At 68.1% G+C, this 22,585-nt stretch carries 25 protein-coding genes; 12 read left to right on the forward strand and 13 right to left on the reverse strand.

Annotated features, from left to right (window positions below; genetic code table 11):
- Positions 1 to 78 precede the first annotated feature (78 nt).
- Positions 79 to 2,472 (forward strand): membrane-bound PQQ-dependent dehydrogenase, glucose/quinate/shikimate family, encoded by a 2,394-nt coding sequence (locus J7500_RS09135; protein WP_294062147.1) that lies wholly within the window; start codon positions 79 to 81, stop codon positions 2,470 to 2,472.
- On the opposite strand, the gene J7500_RS09140 is transcribed toward J7500_RS09135, so the two are convergent.
- A complete protein-coding gene (locus J7500_RS09140; protein ID WP_294061398.1) occupies positions 2,454 to 3,371 on the reverse strand; it encodes a LysR family transcriptional regulator in 918 nt (305 codons plus the stop codon). The genes J7500_RS09135 and J7500_RS09140 overlap by 19 nt on opposite strands.
- A gap of 95 nt (positions 3,372 to 3,466) precedes the next feature.
- Here J7500_RS09140 and J7500_RS09145 point away from each other — a divergent pair, with 95 nt between their 5' ends.
- Positions 3,467 to 4,327, forward strand: coding sequence for an aldo/keto reductase family oxidoreductase (locus tag J7500_RS09145; protein WP_294061399.1), 861 nt, complete (start codon positions 3,467 to 3,469; stop codon positions 4,325 to 4,327).
- A gap of 2 nt (positions 4,328 to 4,329) precedes the next feature.
- On the opposite strand, the gene J7500_RS09150 is transcribed toward J7500_RS09145, so the two are convergent.
- From J7500_RS09150 to serS, 8 genes are all read right to left on the reverse strand, one after another.
- Positions 4,330 to 5,229, reverse strand: a complete 900-nt coding sequence (locus J7500_RS09150) for a hypothetical protein (protein WP_294061400.1) — start codon at positions 5,227 to 5,229, stop codon at positions 4,330 to 4,332.
- Between the two features lie 91 nt (positions 5,230 to 5,320).
- A complete protein-coding gene (locus J7500_RS09155) occupies positions 5,321 to 5,998 on the reverse strand; it encodes a hypothetical protein (protein ID WP_294061401.1) in 678 nt (225 codons plus the stop codon).
- 183 nt (positions 5,999 to 6,181) lie between these two features.
- Complete coding sequence (rimO, locus tag J7500_RS09160; protein WP_294061402.1) at positions 6,182 to 7,516, reverse strand: 30S ribosomal protein S12 methylthiotransferase RimO; 1,335 nt, start codon at positions 7,514 to 7,516, stop codon at positions 6,182 to 6,184.
- 41 nt (positions 7,517 to 7,557) lie between these two features.
- Entirely contained in the window at positions 7,558 to 7,920 is a 363-nt protein-coding gene (locus J7500_RS09165; protein WP_294061403.1) for a DMT family protein, read from the reverse strand.
- Between the two features lie 30 nt (positions 7,921 to 7,950).
- Complete coding sequence (locus J7500_RS09170) at positions 7,951 to 8,961, reverse strand: TrkA family potassium uptake protein (RefSeq protein WP_294061404.1); 1,011 nt, start codon at positions 8,959 to 8,961, stop codon at positions 7,951 to 7,953.
- On the reverse strand, positions 8,961 to 10,094 hold the full coding sequence (locus J7500_RS09175; RefSeq protein ID WP_294061405.1) for a M23 family metallopeptidase: 1,134 nt from the start codon (positions 10,092 to 10,094) through the stop codon (positions 8,961 to 8,963). The genes J7500_RS09170 and J7500_RS09175 overlap by 1 nt, the downstream gene beginning before the upstream one ends.
- 5 nt (positions 10,095 to 10,099) lie before the next feature.
- Positions 10,100 to 10,864 carry a 5'/3'-nucleotidase SurE gene (surE, locus tag J7500_RS09180; RefSeq protein WP_294061406.1) on the reverse strand — a complete coding sequence of 255 codons (765 nt, stop codon included), beginning with the start codon at positions 10,862 to 10,864 and terminating at the stop codon, positions 10,100 to 10,102.
- Positions 10,864 to 12,144, reverse strand: a complete 1,281-nt coding sequence (gene serS / locus J7500_RS09185; protein ID WP_294061407.1) for a serine--tRNA ligase — start codon at positions 12,142 to 12,144, stop codon at positions 10,864 to 10,866. The genes surE and serS overlap by 1 nt, the downstream gene beginning before the upstream one ends.
- Before the next feature lie 95 nt (positions 12,145 to 12,239).
- Here serS and J7500_RS09190 point away from each other — a divergent pair, with 95 nt between their 5' ends.
- From J7500_RS09190 to J7500_RS09205, 4 genes are all read left to right on the forward strand, one after another.
- Entirely contained in the window at positions 12,240 to 12,698 is a 459-nt protein-coding gene (locus tag J7500_RS09190) for a host attachment family protein (protein ID WP_294061408.1), read from the forward strand.
- Between the two features lie 44 nt (positions 12,699 to 12,742).
- Complete coding sequence (locus J7500_RS09195; RefSeq protein WP_294061409.1) at positions 12,743 to 13,462, forward strand: hypothetical protein; 720 nt, start codon at positions 12,743 to 12,745, stop codon at positions 13,460 to 13,462.
- Between the two features lie 487 nt (positions 13,463 to 13,949).
- Positions 13,950 to 14,417, forward strand: coding sequence for an RNA polymerase-binding protein DksA (dksA, locus tag J7500_RS09200; protein WP_294061410.1), 468 nt, complete (start codon positions 13,950 to 13,952; stop codon positions 14,415 to 14,417).
- Positions 14,418 to 14,557: 140 nt separating this feature from the next.
- Positions 14,558 to 14,935 (forward strand): PilZ domain-containing protein, encoded by a 378-nt coding sequence (locus J7500_RS09205; RefSeq protein ID WP_294061411.1) that lies wholly within the window; start codon positions 14,558 to 14,560, stop codon positions 14,933 to 14,935.
- A gap of 257 nt (positions 14,936 to 15,192) precedes the next feature.
- Here the strand turns inward: J7500_RS09205 and J7500_RS09210 are convergent, their stop codons facing one another.
- Positions 15,193 to 15,345 (reverse strand): YdcH family protein, encoded by a 153-nt coding sequence (locus tag J7500_RS09210; protein WP_294061412.1) that lies wholly within the window; start codon positions 15,343 to 15,345, stop codon positions 15,193 to 15,195.
- A 169-nt stretch (positions 15,346 to 15,514) separates the two neighbouring features.
- Between J7500_RS09210 and J7500_RS09215 the strand changes: the two genes are divergently transcribed.
- Positions 15,515 to 15,712: a DUF465 domain-containing protein gene (locus J7500_RS09215; RefSeq protein ID WP_294061413.1), complete on the forward strand. Its 198-nt coding sequence runs from the start codon at positions 15,515 to 15,517 to the stop codon at positions 15,710 to 15,712.
- A gap of 63 nt (positions 15,713 to 15,775) precedes the next feature.
- Positions 15,776 to 16,234, forward strand: coding sequence for a DUF1465 family protein (locus J7500_RS09220; RefSeq protein ID WP_294061414.1), 459 nt, complete (start codon positions 15,776 to 15,778; stop codon positions 16,232 to 16,234).
- Between the two features lie 119 nt (positions 16,235 to 16,353).
- On the opposite strand, the gene J7500_RS09225 is transcribed toward J7500_RS09220, so the two are convergent.
- Complete coding sequence (locus J7500_RS09225) at positions 16,354 to 17,295, reverse strand: nitronate monooxygenase family protein (protein WP_294061415.1); 942 nt, start codon at positions 17,293 to 17,295, stop codon at positions 16,354 to 16,356.
- Positions 17,296 to 17,489: 194 nt separating this feature from the next.
- On the opposite strand from J7500_RS09225, the gene J7500_RS09230 reads away from it, so the two are divergent.
- On the forward strand, positions 17,490 to 17,657 hold the full coding sequence (locus tag J7500_RS09230) for a hypothetical protein (protein ID WP_294061416.1): 168 nt from the start codon (positions 17,490 to 17,492) through the stop codon (positions 17,655 to 17,657).
- 3 nt (positions 17,658 to 17,660) lie between these two features.
- On the opposite strand, the gene J7500_RS09235 is transcribed toward J7500_RS09230, so the two are convergent.
- A complete protein-coding gene (locus tag J7500_RS09235) occupies positions 17,661 to 18,185 on the reverse strand; it encodes a gamma carbonic anhydrase family protein (protein ID WP_294061417.1) in 525 nt (174 codons plus the stop codon).
- A gap of 4 nt (positions 18,186 to 18,189) precedes the next feature.
- Positions 18,190 to 18,420, reverse strand: coding sequence for a hypothetical protein (locus J7500_RS09240; RefSeq protein ID WP_294061418.1), 231 nt, complete (start codon positions 18,418 to 18,420; stop codon positions 18,190 to 18,192).
- 212 nt (positions 18,421 to 18,632) lie between these two features.
- Here J7500_RS09240 and otsB point away from each other — a divergent pair, with 212 nt between their 5' ends.
- The 3 genes from otsB to J7500_RS09255 are packed head-to-tail and all read left to right on the forward strand — an operon-like array spanning position 18,633 to position 22,569.
- Positions 18,633 to 19,388, forward strand: a complete 756-nt coding sequence (gene otsB / locus J7500_RS09245; protein ID WP_294061419.1) for a trehalose-phosphatase — start codon at positions 18,633 to 18,635, stop codon at positions 19,386 to 19,388.
- On the forward strand, positions 19,385 to 21,181 hold the full coding sequence (locus J7500_RS09250) for a glycoside hydrolase family 15 protein (RefSeq protein ID WP_294061420.1): 1,797 nt from the start codon (positions 19,385 to 19,387) through the stop codon (positions 21,179 to 21,181). The genes otsB and J7500_RS09250 overlap by 4 nt, the downstream gene beginning before the upstream one ends.
- Entirely contained in the window at positions 21,178 to 22,569 is a 1,392-nt protein-coding gene (locus tag J7500_RS09255) for a trehalose-6-phosphate synthase (RefSeq protein WP_294061421.1), read from the forward strand. The genes J7500_RS09250 and J7500_RS09255 overlap by 4 nt, the downstream gene beginning before the upstream one ends.
- Positions 22,570 to 22,585 lie beyond the last annotated feature (16 nt).

Here is a 22,585-nt window from a genome sequence, read left to right on the forward strand (position 1 = left end):
TTGGCCCCACGCGTCTGCGGGAGACCTGCCTTGACCGATGCCCGTTACGAAACCGTGCCGCCTGCGGCCGACGAACCGATCGTAGGTCCCCCCGCGCGCCGATGGGGAAGCTGGCTTGCGATCGTGATCGGTGGGATCGTCGCGGTGATCGGGCTGGTGCTCGCCCTAGGCGGCGCTTGGCTCGCGGCGCTCGGCGGCTCGCTTTATTATCTGGTCACCGGTGTCGCGATGGTTGCGGCGGGCGCGCTGCTGGTCCGCGGGCGCATCACCGGCGGCTGGATCTATGTGGTGATCGTGGTGCTCAGCATGGTCTGGGCGTGGTGGGAAGTCGGCGCCAATGCCTGGGCGCAGGTGCCGCGCGTGATCGCGCCGGTGGTGCTGCTGCTCGGCGTCATCCTCGCAATGGCGACGCTGAGCCCCCGCGCCGACCGCTGGCGGCTGGCTGTGATCGGCATCATAGCGGCGCTGCTGGTCACGACGGTCGACTTCTGGGTTGCGGCTGCCAACCAGCCCAACCCTGTACTTGCCGCGCTTCCTGCTGCGGGAACACGTGGGATGGCCGATCCCTCAGGGCAGAATGTCGGCGCCGACTGGCCTTCCTACGGCGGCACCGTCAGCGCGCGGCGCTATTCGGCACTCACTCAGATCAACGCCGAGAATGTCGGCAAGCTCAGGCGCGCCTGGACGATCCACACCGGCGACCTCCCGTCCTCGGCGCAGATCCGCAATACCTATGGTGCCGAAAATACCCCGCTCAAGATCGGCGACACGCTCTATCTCTGCACGCCCAAGAACATCATGATCGCGCTCGATCCGGCGACGGGCAAGGAGCGCTGGCGCTACGATCCCAAGGTTCCCGACACCGCAATCCCCTATACGGCGGCGTGCCGCGGCGTGGTCCATTACGCAGTGCCCGGCATGGCGGCCGACCAGCCTTGCGCCACGCGGATCATCGAAGGCACGCTCGACGCCCGGCTGATCGCGGTAGATGCGCGCTCCGGTCGCCTCTGCGCCGATTTCGGAACCAATGGCCAGGTCGATGCCAAGGTCGGCATGGGCAATGTCCCCGCCGGTTTCGTCTCGATCAACTCGCCGCCGACGCTTGTGCGCGGCATACTCGTCACCGGGCACCAAGTGCTCGACGGACAGGACCGATGGGCGCCTTCGGGCGTGATCCAGGGTTTCGACGCGCGCACGGGCCAGCTGCGCTGGGCGTGGGACATGATGCACCCGACGTGGAACGGCGCGCCCCCGGCCGGCCAGGAATGGGCGCGCGGCACCCCGAACATGTGGACGCTGGCGAGCGGCGACGAGCAGCTCGGCCTCGTCTATCTGCCGATGGGCAACGCCGCGGCGGACTATTATTCGAGCCTGCGTCGGCCCGAAGAGAATATGTTCGCCACGTCGCTGGTCGCGCTCGACGTCACCACCGGCAAGCCGCGCTGGCGCTTCCAGGCCGTCCGCCGCGACGTGTGGGACTATGATTTCGGGGCCCAGGCGACGCTGATCGACTATCACGGCACGCCGGCGCTGGTGCTGCCTTCGAAGCAGGGCGACATCTATGTGCTCGATCGCCGCACCGGGCGTCCGCTCACCCCGGTCGGTGAAATCCGTGCGCCGGGCGGCGGGGTCGAGCCCCAGCAGCGCGCGCCCAGCCAGCCGGTGTCGCTATGGCACACGCTGCGCAAGCCCGACCTGACCGAGCGCGACATGTGGGGCATGTCGCCGATCGACCAGATGGTCTGCCGCATCCAGTATCGCCGCGCGAGCTACAAGGGCTTCTTCACGCCGCCGGAGAGCAGCCGCCGCTCGATCCAATATCCCGGCTATAACGGCGGGACCGATTGGGGCGGGATTGCCGTCGATCCGCAGCGTGGCGTGATCGTCGCCAACTACAACGACATGCCGAACTACGTCCGACTCGTGCCGCGCGCCGAGGCCGACAAGCTGGGCTGGGCGCCGCGCGACCAGGCTAGGGGCAAGATCGGCGGTGCCGAGGGCGCGGGCGACCCGCAGGCCAACACGCCCTATGCGATCAGCGTGAACGCCGGCTGGCGACTGCCCTTCACCGGCATGCTGTGCAAGCAGCCGCCCTATGGCGGGATCCGCGCGATCGACATCGCTACCGGCAAGACGATCTGGGACCGTGCCTTCGGCGAGGCCCGCACCAACGGTCCGTTCGGCATCCCCTCGATGCTGCCGATCACGATCGGCACGCCCAACAATGGCGGTGCGGTGGTGACCGCGAGCGGCCTCGTGTTCATCGCTGCCGCCACCGACAATCTGATCCGCGCGATTGACCTGCGCACGGGCAGGACGGTGTGGAAGGACGTGCTGCCCGGCGGCGGCCAGGCGACCCCGATGACCTATGAGATGAACGGCAGGCAGTATCTCGTCATCTATGCCGGCGGGCACCATTTCATGGAGACGCCGGTGAGCGACGAAGTCGTGGCCTATGCGCTGCCGACCTGAGCCGGATGCGCCTTCACAAAGTCGATGAAGGCGCGCAGCGGCGCGGGGACGAGCCGGCGGCCGGGATAATAGAGGAAGGGGCCGGGAAAGCTTTCCCACCAGTCTTCAAGCACCGGCACCAGCGCGCCGGTTTCGAAATGCGGGCGCAGCAGTTCCTCGAAGGACGTGGCGATCCCGGCCCCTCCGATCGCAGTGGCGATCAGCAGGTCGAACGCAGTGCTCATGCTCACGACCAGCGGGCCGTTGGGTTCGACCCGCACTGTCTCGCCGTCGCGCACGAACTCCCACGGGGGAAGACTGCGATTGGCGAAGCGGCCGCGCAGGCACCGGTGCGAGAGCAAGTCGCGCGGATGCTCGGGTGTACCGCATCGCGCAAGATATTCCGGTGCGGCGCCGACGGCGAAGCGCTGGGTTCGCGGACCGATCGGCACTGCGATCATGTCCTGCTCCAGCCGCTCGTCATAGCGTATGCCGGCGTCGCAGCCCGAGGCGAGCAGATCGACGAAATTGTCCTCCGCGATGATCTCCAGCTGGATCTCGGGATAGGCGGCGAGGAAGCCGGGCACGATGGCGGGCAGTACCAGCCGCGCGGCGATCACCGGCACGTTGAGCTTGAGCGTGCCCGCGGGCCGGTCGCGGAAGATGTTGACCACATCGAGCGCGGCCTCGACTTCGCCGAGCGCCGGGCCGAGCCGTTCGAGCAGCCGTGCACCCGCTTCGGTCGGCGCGACGCTGCGCGTTGTGCGGTGGAGCAGGCGCACACCGACTTGCTCCTCAAGCCGCCGCACCGCTTCGCTCAGCCCGGATGCGCTCGCGCCGCTCGTCCGCGCGCCCTCGCGGAACCCGCCTGCCCGGGCCACGGTGACGAATGCGTTCAAGTCGCCGAGATCGATGCGCATTGTTCGATAATCCGTACAGCCTGTGCAGATTATGCCGGATTATCGATCGAGCCCGCAAGGCCTAGCTAGGCGAGGTCTTTAGAGGAGTTCGTCAAATGGCTCAGTTTCCACTTACCTTCCAGCTCGGCGACCGCAGCGTGAACCGGCTCGGCTATGGCGCGATGCAGCTCGCCGGACCCGGCGTGTTCGGCCCGCCGCGCGACCGCAACCAGGCGCTGGCTGTACTGCGCGAAGCCGTGGCCAATGGCGTCAATCACATCGACACCAGCGATTTCTATGGCCCCCACATCACCAACCAGATCATTCGCGAGGCGCTGCATCCCTATCCCGACGATCTGGTGATCGTAACCAAGGTCGGCGCGCGACGCGGCGAGGATGCGTCGTGGTTGCCCGCCTTCAGCCCCGACGAGATCGAGGCGGCGGTGCACGACAATCTGCGCAATCTCGGGCTCGACGCGATCGAGGTGGTCAATCTGCGCGTGATGGGCGACGTCCATGCCCCGAGCGAAGGCTCGATCGCGCCGCAGTTCGAGCGGCTGGCGAGTCTGCGCGAGCAGGGGCTGATCCGCCATCTCGGTCTCAGCAACGCAACTGCCACGCAGATCGCCGAAGCGCGGGGGATCGCCCCGGTGGTCTGTGTGCAGAACCAGTATAATCTCGCGCACCGCGACGACGACGCATTGGTCGACACGCTTGCCGAGGCCGGCATCGCCTTTGTGCCCTTCTTCCCGCTCGGCGGATTCTCGCCGCTGCAATCGGGGCAGCTCGACGCGGTGGCGAAGCAACTCGGCGCGACGCCGATGCAAGTGGCGCTGGCCTGGCTGCTCCAACGCTCGCCCAACATCCTGCTGATCCCCGGCACGTCGTCGCTCGCGCACCTCCGCGAAAATCTGGCGGCGCGCGATCTGGCGCTGCCGGCGGAGGCAGTGAAGACGCTCGACGCGATCGCGGGCTGAGCTCAGGGCCCGACCGGCTTCACCCTCGGCACGCACAGGGCCAGCGCCCGGTCGACGATGTGGGTGAGCCGGTTGCGGCTCTCGGCGAGCCCCGCGTCTCCGCGCTCGCGCGTCTCGAAGTTCAGGTAGCGGATGCCGTGGAGCACGGCATAGTTGGATAGCGAGCGGTCGCTGGTGACGACGCGCTCGAACACGACGTTGAAGTCGGCCTGCACCATCTCGGGGCCGCAGAAGGCGCTGCTGCGCGGGGCGCCGGTGCGATAGGTGGCGAAGGCGACGGTATCGTCGTCGTCCCAGGGCCAGGCACGGTTCCTCGAAGCGCTCGGCGTCAGCACGTCGTCGCAATAGCGGATCGAGATCACGCCGCTGCCCGGCGGATCGGAGCGGTTGCAGCGCGATTCGGAGGTATCGAAGCCGCGACTGTTCGTGTGGAGCGCGATCACCGGCATGTCGGGCGGCAGGTCGGCCAAGATACGCCGCGCATAGCCGGGGAGCGCAGAGTCGAAATTGCGATTGGGATCGACCGGCCGGCCGTAATCGACGGCACGGTTGGTGCGTACCCCGTCCTCGGCCACGCCGGCGTCGACGGCGATCACGGTACCGCCGTAGCGGCGCACTGCGACCAAGGCTGCCTCGAAGCCCGCATTCTCGTTGTCGTGCGGCACGAACCAGAGCGGCCCATGACGGTGCCGGCTGTTGACGATGCGCCATAGCCGCCACGCCGCCCGTTCCTCGCGGAATTCGAGTTGCGAGACGGCGAGCCCGCGCCATTCCGTCGGATCGCGGTGGCGCGCGAAATCGTCGTCGGACACGCGGAGCGGATCGACCGGCGTCACGCGGGTCACCGGAGAGGCGGCGGACAGGCCGGCCCAGGCGAGCGCGACGAAGAACATGCGAAACATCGGGCCTCCCGAGCGAACGCCGTAGCTTATCCGCCCCGAAAGTCCCGATCATCTCGCAATCGCTGCGAAACCTCTTCCTTCAGGGAATGGGTCAGCGCGCCAGCGGCGTCCCCGGCAGCAGCGCCAGGCGCGGTGCATAGCGCCATGTCTCGGAGCGCGTCGCCCTCACGAGCGCCAGCGCAGGGTGGGTTCTGCCGAATAATGCTTCCGGCCGGGGCGGCGCATCGGCGGAGCCGGCGGGGGCGATCACCAGATACGTGCCGGGCTCACCCTCGATCGCCCGATACCAGCTCGCACCCGCCAGCGGCTGCGCACGAAGCGCCGTTTCGAAAGCCTGCGGATCGCGCGCAACCAGGCGATGGACCTGCACGATCGCCTGCGGACGGCGCTCCTCCAGCGGCGTCGCGGTGCTCGCCTCGCGCCACAACTCCCAGCCTTCGTCTCCTATCGCAGTCGCGAAGGGCGCGGCGTTGGCACGGAAGTCGGCGCCGTCGCCGTCCGGATCTGGCCGCCCGGCGAGCGCTTCGGGTGTGGTGCCGAAGGTGCCGTCGACGAAAGCCCCCGCACGGTCGCCGGCCGCGACATACCAGCCGTACCAGACCAGCCGATCGCCCCGCGCGGCGTGCCATTCGAGGTGCTTGCGATAGCCCGCCTCGAACGCCGGAACGTCTGCGATCCGATAGGCATAGAGATGTGCGGTACCCCCTATCTGGGCCGCAGCAGGGAAGGGCGCGAGGATCGCGATCGAAAGCAACAAGCGGGCGAGCATGGGTCCTCCTCGCAGGCCAGGGCAAGATATCGCGGCGTTGAGGGACAATAGCACGCGCGCGGTGCGAGCGCGACAATCGACGCGCAACGGGATGGAGAAGGTCCGGGTTGAGAGGACGAGCCTGTCGGGACGGCTAGGCGCGCTGTCTAAGCGGCGCTGCGCGAGGCTTGGTCCCGCCCGGGCTCAGCCCGCGACGGGCGCTCCGTAGAGGTCGTGCTCGTCGGCGTCCTCGATCTCGACCTGGATGATGTCGCCCTGCTTCAGATGACCCGCGTCGCGCAGGAACACCTGGCCGTCGATCTCCGGCGCGTCGGCCTGGCTGCGGCCGGTGGCGCCGCCTTCGGGATCGACTTCGTCGACGATCACTTCGAGCGTGCGGCCGACCTTGGCCTGGAGCTTGGCGGCGGAGATCGCGGCGGTCTTCTCCATGATCCGGGCGTAGCGCTCTTCCTTGATCTCCTCCGGCACTGCGCCGGGCAGGTCGTTGGCCGAGGCACCCTCGACCGGCTCGAAGCGGAAGGCGCCGACGCGGTCGAGCTGGGCTTCGTCGAGCCAGTCGAGGAGGTACTGGAAATCCGCCTCGGTCTCGCCGGGGAAGCCGACCACGAAGGTCGAGCGGATCGTGATGTCGGGCGCGATCGAACGCCAGTTCTTGAGCCGCTCGAGCACCTTGGCCTCGTTGGCCGGGCGCTTCATCGATCGCAGGACCGAGGGCGAGGCGTGCTGGAACGGAATGTCGAGATAGGGGAGCACCAGCCCCTCGGCCATCAGCGGGATGACGTGGTCGACATGCGGGTAGGGATAGACATAGTGTAGGCGCACCCAGGGCGCGATCTTGCCCAGCTCGCGGGCGAGATCGGTCATGTGGGGGACCACTTCCTGTCCCTTCCACATGCGCGGCTCCTTGCGGATGTCGACGCCGTAGGCCGAGGTATCCTGGCTGATGACCAGCAGTTCCTTGGTGCCCGCCTCGACCAGCTTCTCGGCCTCGCGCAGGATCGCATCGGGGCGGCGGCTGACCAGGTCGCCGCGCAAGCTGGGGATGATGCAGAAGGCGCAGCGGTGGTTGCAGCCTTCTGAGATCTTGAGATAGCTGTAGTGGCGCGGCGTGAGCTTCAGGCCCGCGTCGGGCACCAGGTTGACGAAGGGCGAGGGCGGCATAGGCGCCGCCTCGTGCACCGCGCCGACGACTTCCTCATATTGATGCGCGCCGGTGACCGCGAGCACGTTGGGGAAGCGCTGGCGGATGACTTCCGCCTCCTTCCCCATGCAGCCGGTGACGATCACGCGGCCGTTCTCGGCGATTGCCTCGCCGATCGCCTCGAGGCTCTCTTCCTTGGCGCTGTCGAGGAAGCCGCAGGTGTTGACCAGCACGACGTCGGCGCCGGCATAGTCGGGCGACATCGCATAGCCGTCGCTGCGCAGCTTGGTGAGGATGCGTTCGCTGTCGACGAGGTTCTTCGGACAGCCGAGCGACACCATCCCTACGCGAGGGGCCTCAGGAAGTTTGGTTGCCATGATTGGCGCGCCACATAAGGATTTCTGGCAAAATTACTAGCTCAGGCCGAAACCGGAGCCCGGAACAGGAACCAGGCGCCGCCTGCGATCAGCGCGAAACCGATCAGATGGTTCACCGTGATCTTCTGCCCGAGGTAGAGGACCGAGAAGACCGCGAAAACGCTGAGCGTGATCACTTCCTGCATCCCCTTGAGCTGCGCCGCCGAATAGACGCTGCTGCCCATCCGGTTGGCCGGCACGGCGAGGCAATATTCGAAGAAGGCGATCCCCCAGCTGACGACGATCACCAGCAGCAGCGGCGCGTGGCGGAACTTGAGGTGCCCGTACCAGGCGAAGGTCATGAAGACGTTCGAGGCGAGGAGCAGCGCTATGGGCATGAGGCGCAGGAGGATGGGGCTGGTCATGCCGCCCTCATCCCCGTGCCGCGCCGCGCGTCAAGCCGTGGGAAGTATCTCGACGATCACGTCGCCTTCGCGCAGCGCCTGCGCCTCCGCCTCGCCGAAGCTGTACGATGCACCGTCGCGGTAGATGAGAACGCCCAGCCCCTTGGTGGTCGCGGCGAGCGGCTTGCCGACCTCGTCAGCGCGCGCGGGCCGTTCGGATAGCGCGACCTTTCCGCGGACCGAGGCGAGATCCATCAGATAGTCCGACAGGTGCGTGCCGTTGCAGGCGCTGGCGAGCAGCAGCCCGGCGAAGCTCACCGGGTTGATCACCGTGGTGGCGCCGGCGGCACGGGCCGGGAATTCATTGTCCTCCGCCTTGACGATCGTGCTGATCGGCAGGCCGGGCGCGAGATGGCGCGCAGTGAGGGTGATCAAGATCGCGGTGTCGTCGCGGCCGGCGGAGACGATCAGCGCCTCGGCCTGCGAGATGCGCACGTCCTCGAGCACTGCGTCGCGCGTGGCATCGGCCTGGATCACGGTGCAGCCGCACGCCTGCGCCTCGGCGATTGCGGTCTCGTCCGGGTCGATGACCACGAAGCGGTTGGGCTCGATGCCGCGCGCGATGAGCTCGTTGACTGCCTCCGAGCCGGTCTGGCCGAACCCCGCGACGACGATATGATCGGTGAGGTTCCGCTGGATGATTGCCATGCGCCACCTGTCCCATGTGCGCTTGAGGATGAAATTATAGGCGGTGCCGATGAAGAAGAGCACTGCGAACACGCGGATCGGCGTCACCACCAGCGCGTCGAACATCCGCGCCTGGTTGCTCACCGGCACGATGTCGCCATAGCCGGTCGTCGTGATCGAGATCATCGTGAAATAGAGGATGTCGAGGAAGCTGACCTGGCCGTCATAATTGTCGCGGAGGCCGTCGCGCTCGATCCAGTGGACGCCGATGGCGAGCGCGACCAGCCCCAGCACGCCGGCGACACGCCAGCCGATCGAGAGCCAGACCGGCAGGCTCGACTTGCGCTTGAGCGTGCCGGGGAGGCGGGCCGGCATCAGCGTGCCGGTAGCTTGGTCAATGGATCGAGCGGGGTACGGCCCTGGCGTATCTCGAAATGCAGCTCGGGGCGGTCGGCGAAGCCGGTCTTGCCCGATCGAGCGATCGTCTGGCCGCGCTTCACGGCCTGGCCGCGCTGGACGAGCAGCTGGCCGGCATGGCCATAGACAGTGGTGAGCCCGTTGCCGTGCTTGACGATCACCAGCCCGCCGAGCGCGGGCACGTCGCTGCCGACATAGGCGACGACGCCATCCGCGGCGGCGCGCACGGGCGTGTCGAGCGGCACGGCGATCTTGATCCCGTCGTTGCGCTCGCCGCTCTTGCCGGGCCCGAAGCGCTTCACCAACGGGCCGCTGACCGGCCAGACGAACTGGCTCGGCGCGCGGCTGCTCGGCGCGGCGACTGGCGTGGTCGCCGGGAGAACGCGCGCGGACGAGGCTATGGGCTTGGCCGGCACCGCCTTCTCGGCAAGCGCGGGCTCGCCGCCGGTGAGGATGTCGTCGATGTCGATGTGGAAGCGCGCGGCGCGTTCCTCGAGCGTCTCCGGCCCGGGTCCGGGGATCAGCAGCCGCTGGCCGGTGCGCAGGATATAGGGTTCCTCGAGCATGTTCGCAGCAACAACGCTCGACCAGGCGACATTGTACGCCCGCGCGATCGCGATGCCCGATTCGCCAGCGCGGATCAGATGGTAGCGCCCGCCGGGGATCGTCAGCCGCTGGCCCGTCGAAATGCTGTGCGGCGAAGTGACTCCGTTGGCGCGCGCGATCGCCTCGGCCGAGGCGCCGGTCTTGTTCGCGATCGAGGAAAGCGTGTCGCCGCGCTGCACGACATAGGTGAAGGCGGATATCAGCTTCGCGTCGGGCGTGACCGGGCGCGCGACCCAGGCGGGCGGCGGCGCGGGGAGCGCGCGGACATTGGCGTCGATCACCGGGGCGTCGATAACGGGACGTCCGGAGCGCTGCGGTTCGGGCCGGGGCTCGCGCTGGGCGCGCGGCTGCTCGGGCGGAAGGGCGCGGCGCGGTTGCTCGATCGCGGGGCCATATTCGCGCGCCGGCGGAATGCAGCCGCCAAGAGCCGTGCCGCCAAGCAGCACCGCCCCGATCGATACGATTGCCGCCCCCCTGCTAGCCATCGCCGTTAACTATATACGGACTTTAACCTTTCGAGCGAGTCCCGATGCGTCAGGTCGAGATGTAGTGGCGTTACCGTAACGAAGCCCTGCTCGATGGCGTCCAGGTCGGTATCGGGCAGCAACTGCTGGGGCAGGCGTCCCATTGCGAGCCAATAATAGTCGAAGCCGCGCGGATCGGTGCGCTTTTCGATTCCCACCCGGCCATAGTCGCGCAGACCCTGCGAGACGGCGCGGATGCCCTTCACCTGATCGGGCGCGACCGGCGGGAAGTTGATGTTCACCAGCGTCCGCGGCGCCCATTCCATGTCGAGCAGCGGCCGCAGCACGCGCTCGCCCCAGGTCTCGGCGGTGTCGAACGACACGCGGTCGCCGGCGCCGGTCTGCGCATAGCGCTGGCTGAGCGCGATCGAGCGGATACCCGCCAGCGCGCCTTCCATCGCGGCCGAGACCGTGCCCGAATAGCTCACGTCCTCGGCCAGGTTGCCGCCGCGGTTGACGCCCGAGAGCACCAGGTCGGGCTTGCCGTCCTTCATCGCGTCGGCGAGCGCGAACATCACGCAGTCGGTGGGCGTGCCGCGCACTGCGAAGCGCTTGTCTCCGAGCCGGCGAACGCGGAAGGGCTCGGTGAGCGTGAGCGAGCGGCTCTTGCCCGATTGCTCCTCGGCCGGCGCGACGACGGTCACGTCATCCGAAAGCTTGGCCGCGATGCGCTCGAGCACCGTGAGACCGCGGGCATGGATGCCGTCGTCGTTGGTAACGAGGATGCGCATCAGCGCTTGGGCTCGAGCCGATCGAGCCCGCCGAGATAGGGCTGCAGCACCGCAGGCACCGCCACCGATCCGTCCGCCTGCTGGTAGTTCTCCAGCACCGCGACCAGCGTGCGGCCGACCGCGAGGCCCGAGCCGTTGAGCGTGTGGACGAAGCGCGTGCCCTTTTCGCCTTCGGGCCGGTAGCGCGCGTTCATGCGGCGCGCCTGAAAGTCCGAGCAGGTCGAGCAGGACGAGATTTCGCGGAAGCGCGCCTGGCCGGGCAGCCACACTTCGAGGTCATAGGTGCGCGCCGCCGAGAAGCCCATGTCGCCGGTGCACAGCTTCATGCGGCGGAAGGCGAGGCCCAGCTTGGTGAGGATGTCCTCCGCGCAGCCCGTCATCCGCTCGTGCTCGGCCTCGGACGCGTCGGGCGTCACGATCGAGACCATCTCGACCTTCTCGAACTGGTGCTGGCGGATGAAGCCGCGCGTGTCGCGTCCCGCGGCGCCGGCTTCCGAGCGGAAGCAGGTAGTGAGCGCAGTCAGCCGGATCGGCAGTTCCTGCTCGCTCAGGATCTGGTCGCGCACGCTGTTGGTCAGGCTCACTTCCGAGGTCGGGATCAGCCAGCGGCCGTCGGTGGTCTGGAAGCTGTCCTCGGCGAACTTCGGAAGCTGGCCGGTGCCGTACATCGACTCCGAGCGCACCAGCACCGGGGGCACCGCTTCCTCATAGCCATGCTCGCGCGTCAGCGTGTCGAGCATGAACTGGCCGAGCGCGCGGTGCAGCCGCGCCGCGGCGCCGCGCACGAAGGTGAAGCGCGAGCCCGAGAGCAGCGCGCCGGTCTCGAAATCCAGTCCGAGCGCCGGCCCGATCGCGTCATGCTCCTTCGCCTCGAAGCCGAGGGCAGGCGGCGTGCCGAGCTCGTGGACCAGCGCGTTGTCGTTCTCGTCGGCGCCTTCGGGCACGTCGGCGAGCGGCAGGTTTGGAATGCTCGCGAGCTGGGCTTCGAGCTGCGTGCCGAGCGCGGTTTCCTCCTGCTCGACGGTGAGCAGCCGATCCTTGAGCTCGGCGACTTCGGCCATCAGCGCCGCGGCGGTCGCCTCGTCCTTCTGCGCCTTGGCCGCGCCGATCGCCTTGGAGGCTTCGTTGCGCCGCGCCTGACCCGTCTGGAGCTCGGTCAGCAGCGCGCGGCGGCGCTCGTCGAGCGCGAGCAGCTCGGCGGACAGCGGCGCCAGGCCGCGCTTGCGCAGCCCCTGATCGAAGGCCTCGGGGTTTTCGCGGATGGAGCGGATGTCGTGCATGGCGCCTGCCTATGGCGGCGGGGCAGGGGCCGCGCAACCCTGAGCCGAAGCCCCGCGTTCATGTGCCCGAGCGAGCCAGAATGAGGAGAGTTGCGATGCGGGTTCCGCACGATGCCATGATCGTGGTCGCGGATGGCCGGAAGATGCTGCTGCTGAGGAACGAGGGCGACGCCACCATTCCCAACCTGCAGGTCGAGAAGAAGGTGGTCGACAAGCACAACCCCGACCACAACGAACAGGCGACCGACCTGGCCGGCGGCGCGATGGGCACGCGGACAGCGGGCGCGCAATGGGGCGGCGGGAACATGGAGGAAGTCGACTTCCACCAGCAGGAGGAAGACCGCTTCGCCGCCGAGACCGCGGCGCTGCTCAAGGAGCGCGCACTGCGCAACGAGTTCGAGTCGCTGATCATCGTCGCCCCGCCCCGGACATTGGGCGAGCTGCGGAAGCATTATCACAAGGAAGTGAGCGAGCGGATCACGGCCGAGATCGGCAAAGACCTGACCGGCCACACCGTGCCGCAGATCGAGCAGCTGCTGCTGAAGACCGAATAGCTTAGGCTCAGGCGGCGGCGTCGGCCTTGCGCTTGGCCAGGCGCTTGCGGGCGACGAGCGCCGCCGCCGCGCCGCCGAACAGCAGCACCATCGGCGGGGCCGGCACCGGCTCGGGCCCGCCCGAGGAGCTGCTCGACCCGTGGTGGCCGCCGCCGCAATATTTGCCGTATTTGCAGCCGCTGCTGCCCCAGCCGCTCGAATTACTCCAGCCGCTCGACGTCGAGGACGAGGTCGAGGAGGAAGTCGACGACGACGTCGAGGAGGACGTCGACGAGGAGGTGGAGGACGAAGTCGACGACGAGGTCGAGGACGACACGTCACCGCTCGAGGAGGAGGTGCTGCTCACCGTCCCGCTCGACGTTGAGGTCGAGGTCGAACCGCCGCTGCTGCTCGAGGTCGAGGAAATCTCGATGTTGATGCCGCTGCTCGTGCCCGAGCTGCTCGAGCTCCCGGTGCTCCCGAAGAAGCCGCCGGCGAAGAAGCCCCCAAAGAAGCCGCCGCCGCTCGATCCGCCGACCACGGCCGCCGGGGTGGCGGGCAGGCTCGACGCGACCGGCATCACCTGCTCGGGCGGAAGCGGGATGGTGGCCTGGGGCGCGACGACGACCACCTGGGGCGGCTGCGGCGTCGTGGTGGTCGTGGTGGTGACGACTCGCGGGATCAGCTTGGTCGGCAGCGCGCGCGCGGTCTTGTGCATCACGCGCTTCTTGGTCGCCATCTGCTTGTGGATGACTCGCGGCTGCTCGATGCGTTCGGCGACATAGACGCCGCTGCCGCCCACGAATGCGGCGCCGCAGGCTAATCCGCAGAGTTTCGCCAAGGCCATGCGAACCGACATGAGATCTATCCCCTCGCTGCCATGCATTCCCCAGCGGAATCCCTGGCAACCTTCGTCTTCCGATCTCTCTGGAAAGCGCAGAACCAGCCAATAAGCGCAAGCCGATTAGCGCGCGTTTACCTTGTTCTTGGAGTATTTTGGGCGTCGAAACCGGATGGGTTATGGTTAATGTCCGACGGCGGGACATTTCCTGCCGACTCGAATCAATAGTTTGCGAGAGCTTTGTTTTTTCGCGCGCCCGCCGCGACTCGGTTCAGGAATGGCTAATATCCTGCTGAATATGGGGGATTCGGCGCAGAGCGATTGCAAATCCTGCGCTTGTTAACGGACGCGCGCGTAAGTATAGCGCCGTCGGGCAGACAGGCGGTCATCCAGCGGCTTGCTACTGGGCGACCGGTGCGTGGAGAGTGGGGATGGCGACTGTATTGGACCGTTTCGAGGAACCCGGAAAAGAACCGCCCGCAGCCGCGAATGACGGCGCCGACGGCTACCGGCCCAGCAACGACGAACCCTTCATGAACCCGCGGCAGCAGGAGTATTTCCGCGAAAAGCTGCTGGCGTGGAAGGACGCGATCTATCGCGAGGCAGCGGGAACGCTCAACCAGCTACAGACCGACTCGCTGCGCGAGGCCGATCTCACCGACCGCGCGTCGAGCGAGACCGACTGGTCGATCGAGCTGCGCACGCGCGACCGCCAGCGCAAACTGATCGCCAAGATCGACGCGGCGCTGCGCCGCATCGACGAAGGCGAGTACGGCTATTGCGAAGTCACCGGCGAGCCGATCTCGCTGGCCCGGCTCGAGGCGCGGCCGATCGCGACGATGACGGTCGAGGCGCAGGAGCGCCACGAGCGCAACGAGAAGGTCTCGCGCGACGAATAGTCGCGGGTTCCGGCGCTCCGGCTCCGGCCGGGGCGCCGATCCGTCCGAAACGGCGCAAACAGGCGCCGAATTAACGGATTGGATAAGGATTGCTGCTCTAGTGTCGCGCAAACACTTTGCGTTCGAGCAGCACGGAAAAAATGGACCAGCATAGCCAAGCCCCTCTGACAGCGCTCTCGGCGGACGACTTCGTCGGCCAGCGTACGGGATCGCGCGACAGCCTGTTGCTGGTCGCGCAGTTCCGCGTCGGCGAGTCGGCGCAGGTCGAGCAGGTCCGGGTCCGCAATCTTTCGTCGGGCGGGCTGATGGCCGAATATGCTGCCGCCGTGGAGCGCGACACCCCGGTGGAGATCGAAGTGCGCGGCGTGGGCTGGGTCTCGGGCCGGATCGCCTGGTCGGCCGAGGGCCGCGTCGGCGTCGCGTTCGACCACGGCATCGATCCGTTGCTCGCACGCAAGCCCGTGGGCACGGGCGCCAAGACGCCGCATTTCGTCAAGCCGCTCGTCACGCGCCGCTGAGGCCGACTCGACGCGGCGGGTCACCGCAGCGCGGAAGTTGACAGTCCGGAAGTGGACAAAGTTTACACCCAAACGCGCGGGCGCGCGCCTGCACGCGCGCGAGGCGGGATTATATTCAGCATGAGAAAGAACGTTCTACGTTCGTTCCATGCGAAATCCTATTTTGCAAGCACGCGTGTGGCGTCTCGCGCTTCGTGCGCGCCACCCGAAACCCCCTCCCTGCGAGCAGGGAAGGGCAGTCGGTCTTGGTACTTGGCTTAGCGGGCCATCGCTTCCTTGACTCGCAGCTTTTCCTTCTTGAGCTGCGCGATCAGCATCTGGTCCGGGAGGGGGCGCTGCGACTCGGTGGCAATTCGCTGATCCAGCATAGAATGCTTGGTGCTGAGTGCCGTCAGATGCGCGTTCTGCATGGATGCAGTCCTCCTTCAAGGTTCGCCGGGGGAACGGATTAAAACACGATTCGGCGCCCCTGTCGCGAGTCGAATCTTGCCCCGAATCGATGGTTTGCGGAAAAGGCGGGATGGTCCGTTGCCGATGCCTCGCGCATCGGGCAGGGAGGGCCCGGTTGGGGGTGGCGCGATGGACGAGAGCGAGATCCTGCGGAAGCTCGAGGCGCTGCGATCCGAGCATCGCGACCTGGACGCGGCCATCGACGCGCTGCTCGCGCTGAGCGGCGCGGACCAGCTCCAGGTGGCGCGGCTCAAGAAGCGCAAGCTCAAGCTGCGCGACGAGATTTCGGCGCTCGAGGACCAGCTCATCCCCGACATCATCGCCTGACCGGCCCGCCGCGGACGAAATTATCCATTTTGTTGCCGTGGCGGCTGTGGCACCAAGACCGCGATGGAGAGCAAGGCGACATCGCAGATTCATCGTCGGCTGATCGACTCGCTCTATGTCGAGGCCATGCTGCTCGCCGACGAGGCGCGCGGCTATTTCGACGAGCTGGGCCGCACCGAGCGCGACACGCTCGACGGGCTGGGGCGCGTCGCCTTCTCGTGCGAGTCGCTCAAGGTGACCACGCGGCTGATGCACGTCATTGCCTGGCTGCTGACCCAGCGCGCCGTCGATGCAGGCGAGCTGGCCCCGCGCGACGCCCGCGTGCCTTCGCGCCGGCTGGGCACCGCGCCCGAGACCGACGAGTCGCTGCTCGCCTCGATGCCCGTCCAGGCGGAATCGATCATTCGCACCAGCATCGACCTGCATCGCCGCGTGGCGCGGCTGGACGAGTCGCTCGACGAGCCCCAGGCCGTGGCGAGCCCGGCGCGCAGCATGTTCGAACGGCTGGCCTCGTCGTTCTGACCTCTGCCCTCAGGCTGAACTTCCCGTCACCCCCGCGAAGGCGGGGGCCCAGAGCCACGACAGACTTGCCTGCGATTCCTGGGCCCCTGCCTTCGCGGGGGTGACGATGTATCGGTAGATCAGGCCAGCGCAGCCTTGGCCGCGGCATATTCCGCCTTGAGCCGCTCGATCCGCACCGCCGCGGGCTGGATGTCGTGGACCGCGCCGATGCCCTGGCCCGATCCCCAGATGTCTTTCCACGCCTTGGCGCCGCCGAAGTTCATCGCGCTGGGGTCGCTCACCGGAAGATTGTCGGGGTCGAGCCCGGCGTTGACGATCGAGCTGCGCAGGTAATTGCCGTGCACCCCGGTGAAGAGGTTCGAATAGACGATGTCCTCGGCGGTGCCGTCGACGATCGCCTGCTTGTAGGCAGGAAGGGCGTTGGCCTCTTCGGTCGCGATGAAGGGCGAGCCGATATAGGCGAGATCGGCGCCCGCCACCTGCGCCGCCAGCACTGCGCGGCCCGTAGCGATCGCGCCCGAGAGCACGACCGGCCCGTCGAACCATTCGCGCACTTCCTCGACGAAGGCGAAGGGATTGAGCCGCCCGGCATGGCCGCCTGCGCCTGCGGCGACGAGGATCAGCCCGTCGGCGCCTTTCTCGACTGCCTTATGGGCGAAGCGATTATCGATCACGTCGTGCAGCGTGATGCCACCCCAGCCGTGCACCGCCTCGTTGAGCTCGGGCCGCGCGCCGAGCGAGGTGATCACGATCGGCACCTTCCACTTGGCGCATACCGCCACGTCATGCTCGAGCCGCGGGTTCGAGCGATGGACGATCTGGTTGACCGCGAAGGGCGCGGCGGGCGTGTCCGGATTGGCGCGGTCCCAGGCGGCGAGCTCCTCGGTCACCTGGTGGAGCCATTCGTCGAGCCTGGTGTCGGGCCGCGCGTTGAGCGCGGGGAAGGAGCCGACGATCCCCGCCTTGCACTGGGCGATCACCAGCTCGGGCACCGAAATGATGAACAGCGGCGATCCGATGACGGGAAGCCGCAGGCGATCGAAGAGCGGAGGAAGGGCCATGGCCCGCGATGTTAGCGGCACGGCGGGGTGTGTCGAGGGTGGGGCCGGGGACGCTACGGCAACCACGAAGCCCCGATGGCGGCGTTCGGCGCGCTATCCGCCGACTCGGGAGGGCACATCGGACCACCGGTCGTTGAACCTGCCCGCCGGCGCACCCATTATCGGCCGGTCAGCTTCGCTTCGGGGAACGCCACATGGTCACCAATGAAATCTATATCATCGTCCGCGACGCGATCCGGGCGGCGGGGCAGCAGAGCGGCAAGCTGTACGAAGCGGGGCAGGAGAGCCACTACCAGGCGCTCGCCGCGGTGATGGCGCTGCGCAAGGCGGGCTATGAGGTCACCAAGCGCGCCGATAATTGAACGTCAGTCTATGCGCGTGAGCCCCGCGGCATAGTCGCGCTGCTTGGCGGCGTAGAGCGCGGCCGAGGCCCGGAGCAGTGCCTTCTGCGCATCGTCGAGCGGGCGGATCGCCTTGGCGGGCGCGCCGACGATCAGGTGGCCGGCGGGGAAGACCTTGCCCTCGGTGACCAGCGCACCGGCACCGACGAGGCAGTCCTCGCCGATCACCGCGCGGTTGAGGATCGTCGCCCCCATGCCGATCAGCGTGCGGTCGCTTATGGTGCAGCCGTGAAGGATGGCGTGATGACCGACGGTCACGTCGTCGCCTAGCGTGCAGGGCGCGCCGGGATCGGAGTGGAGCATCGCCCCGTCCTGGACATTGGTGCGTGCGCCGACGCGGATCGGTGTGTTGTCGGCGCGGATCACGGCACCGAACCAGACGCTGGCGAGCGCCGCCAGCTCGACTTCGCCGATCAGGTCCGCGCTCGGCGCGACCCAGGCGTCCGGAGCGATCCGGGGTGCCTTTCCGCCGATCGCGTAGAGCGGCACGGCCTTAGAAGATCGGCGCGTCGAAGCCCGGGGGAAGCTGCATGTGCAGCCCCAGGGCGAGCGCCAGCGCGACGGCGCCGAGCAGCACCGCGAGCGTCGAGGAAAGCGAGAAGAGCCCCCAGCCGACCATCGTCACCATCTGCGGGCTCGGGCGCTGCGCGCGCCGATTGCGCTGGATCGCCGCGATGACGAACAGCGTGAGCATCGCATAGACGAAAAGAAAGAACTCGGTCATTTACTCCCACCCCGAACAACGGCCCCGATAGCTCGTTACCGGGGGCGGTTCCCCGCATCAATGCCGGGAATCTGCGGATCGTCGCACTGCAGCAAGAGCTGGTCGCGGGCGGGGTAGCCAGCGCGCTTTCCGAAGGACCAAGGGCAGTCGCGCGGCAACGGAAAGGCCTCGGCTGCGTTCCTGTCGCAAGCGAAATGATCCAGCGAGACTCCGTGCTTTCCGAACCCCTTGTCACCCACGCGCCGCCGATCGACTTGCTCGACGGCGCCAGCCTGTTCCTCGATTTCGACGGCACCCTGGTCGAAGTCGCCGAGCGGCCCGACGCGGTGGTGGTCGACGCGCGGCTGCAGATGCTGCTGCGCCGGCTGATCGCGCGGCTCGACGGGCGGGTGGCGCTGATCAGCGGACGGCCGGCGGGCGAAGTGGTGGCGCTGTTCGGCGAGCAGCTCGTCACCGTCGTCGGGAGCCACGGCATGGAATATCGCTGGGCCGACGGGCGGCCCGCGCCGATCGACCGGCCCGCGGGGCTCGATGCGGTGCTCGACGCGATGCGCAGGCTCGCCGCCGAGCGGCCGGGGCTGCTGGTGGAGGAAAAGCCGCTCGGCATCGCGCTCCATTTCCGCCAGGCGCCCGAGGCCGAGGCGGCGTCGCAGGCGCTGGCCGAGGCGCTGGCGCGCGAGCACGGGCTGCGGCTCCAGCCGGGCAAGATGATGTTCGAGGTCCGCGCGCCCGCGGGCGACAAGGGCAGCGCGGTCCGCACGCTGATGGCGGAACCCGAGCTGGCGTCCACGCGTCCCATCTTCATGGGTGACGATCATACCGACGAAGCCGGCCTCGCCGCGGCCGAGGCGCTGGGCGGCGCCGGCATATTGGTCGGACCGCCGCGCGCCACGGCGGCGCGCTACCGGCTCGACGATGTGGAGGCGGTGCTCGCCTGGCTCGAAGCTGCGTCCGGCCCGGCGGCGTGATGAACCTCGACCTCTGGCCGATCGGCAATTGCCAGGTGAGCGCGCTCGTCGACCGCGCCGGCCGCTTCGTGTGGGGCTGCGTCCCGCGCGTCGACGGCGACCCGATCTTCTCCGCCCTGGTCGGCGGCCGCGAGCCGGCGGACGAAGGCGCGACCGGTTTCTGGGAAATCGAGCTCGAGCATGTCGTCGGCATCGAGCAGCGCTATCTGCGCAACACGCCGATCCTGGTCAGCCGCCACACCGACAGCGACGGCAACGCCGTCGAAGTGATCGACTTCTGCCCCTATTTCCGCCGCAAGGGCCGCAGCTACCGTCCGGTCGCCTTCGCGCGGATCGTGCGGCCGGTCGCCGGGAGCCCGCGCATCCGCGTGCGGCTGCGGCCGACCTGCGGATGGGGCGGCAGCTGCGGCCAGCAGCGCATCGGCGGATCGAACCACATCCGCTATCCGCTCGACGAGATGACGATGCGCCTCACCACCACCGCGCCGGTGGGCATGATGCACGAGGAGCGCTTCTTCCGCGTCGAGCGGCCGCTGCACTTCTTCCTCGGCCCCGACGAGAGCTTCGAAGGCGACATCGCCGCGACGCTCGACGCGATGCTCGGCGACACCGACGCCGAATGGCGCGAATGGGTGCGCGGGCTCGCCATTCCGCTCGAATGGCAGGAGGTGGTGATCCGCTCGGCGATCAGCCTCAAGCTCTGCCAGCACGAGGAGACCGGCGCGATCGTCGCCGCGCTCACCACGTCGATCCCCGAACATGCCGGCTCGCAGCGCAACTGGGACTATCGCTACTGCTGGATCCGCGACGCCTATTACACCGTCCAGGCGCTCAACCGCCTCGGCGCGCTCGACGTGCTGGAGGGCTATCTCGGCTATCTGCGCAACATCGTCGACGGCGCGCGCGGCGGGCACATCCAGCCGCTCTACGGCGTGCTGGGCGAGGCAGTGCTCGAGGAACGGTTCGCCGGCAACCTCGCGGGCTATCGCGGCATGGGCCCGGTCCGCGTCGGCAACGCTGCCTACAGCCAGATCCAGCACGACGCCTATGGCCAGATCGTGCTCTCCAACGCCCAGGCCTTCTTCGACCAAAGGCTGTTCCGCATGGCCGGGGTCGAGGATTTCGAGGCGCTGGAGAAGGTCGGCGAGCGCGCCTGGGAGAACCACGACCAGCCCGACGCCGGGCTGTGGGAGCTGCGCACCCGCCAGAGCGTCCACACCTATTCGGCCGCGATGTGCTGGGCGGCGTGCGACCGGCTCGCCAATGCCGCGCAGGCGCTGGGGCTCGAGGAGCGCCGCGCCTTCTGGCAGGACCGAGCGGACCGCATCCGCGCGCGGATCGAGGCATCGGCGTGGCGCGACGACAGCAAGCGCATGTCCGCCACCTTCGGCGGCGACGATCTCGACGCCAGCCTGATCCAGCTGCTCGACCTGCGCTTCCTCTCGCCCGAGGACCCGCGCTTCAAGGGCACGCTGGAGGCGGTCGAGGCGGGGCTGCGGCGCGGCTCGCACATGCTGCGCTACGCCACCGAGGACGATTTCGGCCTGCCCGAGACCGCGTTCAACGTCTGCACCTTCTGGCTGATCGAGGCGCTCCACTTCACCGGCCGCGGCGCCGACGCGCGCGCGCTGTTCGAGGAGATGCTCACCCGCCGCACCGGGGCGGGGCTGCTCTCCGAGGACATCGACCCGATCACCGGCGAGCTGTGGGGCAACTACCCCCAGACCTATTCGCTGGTCGGCATGATCAACTGCGCGGTGCTGCTCAGCAAGGGCTGGAGCTCGATCCGTTGAGCCGGCTGATCGTCATCTCGAACCGAGTGAGCGCCCCGCAGGGCTCGCACTCGGGGGCCCAGGGCGGCCTCGCCGTGGCGCTCGAATCGGCGCTGCGCGAAATGGGCGGCATCTGGTTCGGCTGGTCGGGCGAGCAGATCGAGAGCTTCAGCGGCCAGGTCAATCTCCAGCGCGGCGACGGCTACACCACCGCGACGGTGGACCTGGAGGAGCAGGACATCGACGAATATTACAACGGCTACGCCAACCGGACGCTGTGGCCGCTGTTCCACTATCGCATCGACCTCGCCGAATATGAGCGCGGCTTCGCGGGCGGATACCAGCGCGTCAACGAGCGTTTCGCCGAGACGGTGCGGCCGCTGGTCGAGGCCGAGGATTCGGTGTGGATCCAGGACTATCACATGATCCCGCTCGGCCAGGAGCTGCGCAAGCGCGGCTGCCGCAACCGCATCGGCTTCTTCCTCCACACCCCCTGGCCGCCGCGCCGTCTGCTCGCGACGCTGCCCGAGGCGCACGAGCTCGTCGAGACGCTCTTCGCCTATGACGTGATCGGCTTCCACACCGAGGAATGGCTCCAGTCCTTCTGCGATTTCGCGACGATCGAAATGGGCGCGACGAGCGAGGAGGGCGGCGACGTCATCCGCTATCGCGGGCGTAGCGTGCGGGTGATGATCTGCCCGATCGGCATCGACGCCGACGCGTTCCGCAAGCTCTCCGAAAGCGAGACCGCGCGGCGCACTTGCGAGCAGATGCAGTTGAGTGCCGTGGGCAGGGCGATGATAGTCGGCGTCGACCGGCTAGACTATTCCAAGGGGCTCGAGGAGCGCTTTCTCGGCTATGAGCGCTTCCTCACCGAGCATCCCGAGGAGCGCAAGCTGGTCTTCCTGCTCCAGATCGCGCCGCCCTCGCGCGCCTCGGTGCAGAGCTACCAGCACATCCGCAACGCGCTCGAGGGGCTGTCGGGCCGGATCAACGGCGCGCATGCCGATCTCGACTGGGTGCCGATCCGCTACGTCAACCAGGGCTATCCGCGCGACGTGCTGGCCGGCGTGTACCGCGCGTCGCGGATCGGGCTGGTGACTCCGTTGCGCGACGGGATGAACCTGGTCGCCAAGGAATATGTCGCGGCGCAGGACCCGGAGGACCCCGGCGTGCTGATCCTATCGCGCTTCGCGGGCGCCGCCGAGCAGATGCGTGAGGCGGTGCTGGTGAACCCCTATAGTGCCGAGGAGATCAGCGACGCGATCCTGACCGCGCTGCAGATGCCCCGCGACGAACGCATCCGCCGCTGGCGCGCGATGATGGACGGCATCGAGCGCGAGGACGTGATGTGGTGGCGCAAGCGCTTCACCGACGCGCTGACCGCGGTGCCGGTGGCGGCGGAGTAGCGCTCGCTCAGCGGCA

Origin of the sequence: Sphingomonas sp., assembly GCF_017744835.1 — a bacterium.
Classification (GTDB): domain Bacteria; phylum Pseudomonadota; class Alphaproteobacteria; order Sphingomonadales; family Sphingomonadaceae; genus Sphingomonas.